The organism is Microbulbifer sp. TYP-18, from assembly GCF_040932045.1.
GTDB lineage: Bacteria > Pseudomonadota > Gammaproteobacteria > Pseudomonadales > Cellvibrionaceae > Microbulbifer.
In genome coordinates this window covers 1-893 of record NZ_JBFRBC010000092.1, presented here as the reverse complement: position 1 = coordinate 893, position 893 = coordinate 1, and the positions used below count along the sequence as shown (strand labels likewise).

General features: G+C 62.0%; 1 protein-coding gene. It reads right to left on the bottom strand.

What is annotated here, in order from left to right:
- Window positions 1–893: AMP-binding protein (locus tag ABVT36_RS19090; RefSeq protein ID WP_368457981.1), on the bottom strand; the 893-nt coding region annotated here is incomplete at both ends.

The window sequence follows — 893 nt, the reverse complement described above, 5'->3', positions numbered from 1 at the left end:
ACCATCACCAGCGGTACGCCGTTAACCAGTCCCTGAAACAGCTCCGCTACGTGGTCGACGAAGCCGATACTGGTTTTCTGGCAAAACACCTCGCCGGGCTCAATACCCAGGCGGGCCAGCCACTGCACCCGGTTGACGATGCTGCGATGGCAACACACCACCCCTTTGGGCTGCCCGGTGGAACCGGAGGTGTACATCAGGTAGGCGGCCTGATCCGGGTGTCGGCCCTGTGCCGGGGCGGCAAGGGGGGCTTCGCTTTGCGATGCCAGTTGTTTTTTTATCTCCGCATCGTCCAGGGCCAGGCACTCCACCTCCAGATCGGCAAAGACGGCCTGTTGCGCGCACTCAAGCAATAGTATTTGCACCTGCGCGTCGCTCATCACATAGGCGATGCGGGCCTTGGGGTAGTCGGGATCGACGGGCACATAGGCAGCGCCCGCCTTGAGTACGCCGAGAATCGCGATCACCATGGACAGGTTGCGTCCGGTGCCGATACCGACCCGGCTTTCCGGGCCAATATCACGCTGCACCAGGAGACGGGCCAGGCGGTTGGCACGGCGTTCGAGTTCATCATAGGTGAGGTGCGAACTGAGTTGCCGGCCAGACTGGCCGTCGGCGATCAGGGTCAGAGCAACAGCCTCGGGCCGCCGTTCAACCTGCTGTTCAAACAGCGCAACAATGGTAGGCTCTTGATGGCGAGCCGGATTTTCCAGCGCTGCCTCGCCGCTGTCATTCCAGAGCACAATCTGCCGGTAACGTTCAACATCGCTCAGCATGGCCAGCTGCGACAGCCGCCGCTCGGGCGTGGCCACCATGGCGGCAAGCAACTGCTGATAGTGGGCCAACAAGCCCTCCGCCCAATCCGCCTCAAACAGGTCGCAGCTGTATTCCAG